Raw genomic sequence first — 1,779 nt, 5'->3', positions numbered from 1 at the left:
AAAAATGTTTTAGATAATGTCACAAATATATTACTAAATATAAAAGGAGTAGATGATGTTTTAGCAGTAAGCGGTTTTAGCTTGCTCAGCGGCCAAGCAGAAAATGTTGGTTTTGCTATAGCCTCTTTAGAGCCATGGGACGAAAGAAAAAGCTCTGATCAACATATAAAATCAATAATCGACAAGTCCATAAATAAATTCAAACCAATCCTTGCTGCAAATATATTTCCTTTCATGCCACCACCAATACAAGGTCTTGGAACAACAAGTGGCTTTGACTTTAGACTTGAAGCATTAGAAGATCAGCCACCACAAGAGATTGCGTCAGTGGCTAGGGGTTTAATTGTTGAAGCAAGCCAAAAACCACAGTTATTCAATGTTTTTACAACTTATACTGCAGATACACCCCAATTGTTTCTTAATTTAGATAGAATAAAAATAGAACAATATGGTGTACCTGTAGGCAAATTATTTGCAACACTTGGTCAACACTTGGGATCTTACTATGTTAATGATTTTAATCTATATGGCAGAACCTATCAGGTTAAAATTATGTCAGATGAAGAATATAGAAATACAACAGAGGATATTATGAACCTCTATGTTGATAACAGGTATGGAAATAAAGTCCCTATGGAAAGTCTTATAGATTTTAAAAAAATAATAGGTCCTCAAACGATTAATAGATACAACCTTTTTTCAAGTGTTACTATTAACGGGGAAGCGGCATCTGGATATGCATCAGGCGAGGCAATGGATGCAATGGAAAAGATTGCAAATGAAAAACTTCCAAGTGGTTATTCATATGAGTGGTCATCAACTTCCTACCAAGAGAAAAAAGCAGGCGGGACAGTTGTTTTTCTATTTATACTTGCAATTGTCTTTGCTTACCTATTCTTAGTTGGTCAATATGAAAGTTGGAATCTACCACTATCAGTTATGTTATCTGTTTTAATTGCCTCATTTGGGGCGTTACTAGGTTTATTAATAGCAGGTTTATCTCTTTCACTTTACGCACAAATTGGTGTTGTATTGCTTGTGGGCTTGGCATCTAAAAACGCTATATTAATTGTTGAGTTTGCAAAGGATAGTAAAGAGGAAGGCATGTCAACCTTTGACGCAGCCGTTGAAGGCGCAAAAATTCGTTTTAGGCCAGTGCTTATGACTGCCCTTACTTTTATTATTGGTGTTGCTCCATTAGTTGTAGCAACAGGTGCAGGCGCTGGTAGCAGGAGAGATATTGGCACAACCGTTTTTTCAGGGATGACAGTAGCAACCACATTAGGCATATTAATAATTCCATGTCTTTACTATATCTTTCAAAATTTAAGGGATAAGGGCCATGCAATCAGAGAAAAAAGAGAAAAAAAACAAAAAAGCGATAATGATAAAAATGACTAATAAATTTATAAATACTTACATTTATAGCGCAATTCTAATAAGTTTGTTATTGACTGGCTGCATTACAGTTGGACCTGATTATAAAGAAGTTGATATAAAAGAGCCAGATAAATGGCAGGCAACTTTAGATAGGGGTTTAACTGATAAAAAGATAGATGAGGCAAGATTAGACGCCTGGTGGGAAACGTTAAATGATAAAACATTGGTAAAACTAGAAAAACTAGCTGCCAAAGGAAATATTGATGTAAAGATTGCGCTCTCTAGAATAAGAGAAGAAAGAGCCATGAGAGGTATTGAAAAAGCTAGATTATTTCCGACATTAAACGTTAGTTCGACCTTTGAAGAGAGAGAGGATAGTGAAAATCTAAGGAACTTTAA

General features: G+C 35.2%; 2 protein-coding genes. Both read left to right on the top strand.

Annotated elements, in window-relative coordinates; translation table 11 throughout:
• Positions 1-1,401, top strand: a 1,401-nt coding sequence (locus SVN78_10870) for an efflux RND transporter permease subunit (GenBank protein ID MDY6822108.1), incomplete at its 5' end; no start/stop codon positions are given.
• Positions 1,394-1,779, top strand: a 386-nt coding sequence (locus SVN78_10865) for a hypothetical protein (protein MDY6822107.1), incomplete at its 3' end; no start/stop codon positions are given. The genes SVN78_10870 and SVN78_10865, both read left to right, overlap by 8 nt.

Source organism: Deferribacterota bacterium, from assembly GCA_034189185.1.
GTDB lineage: Bacteria > Chrysiogenota > Deferribacteres > Deferribacterales > UBA228 > UBA228.
The sequence above is the reverse complement of the archived record's forward strand: the minus strand, read 5'-3'. Positions and strand labels throughout refer to the sequence as shown.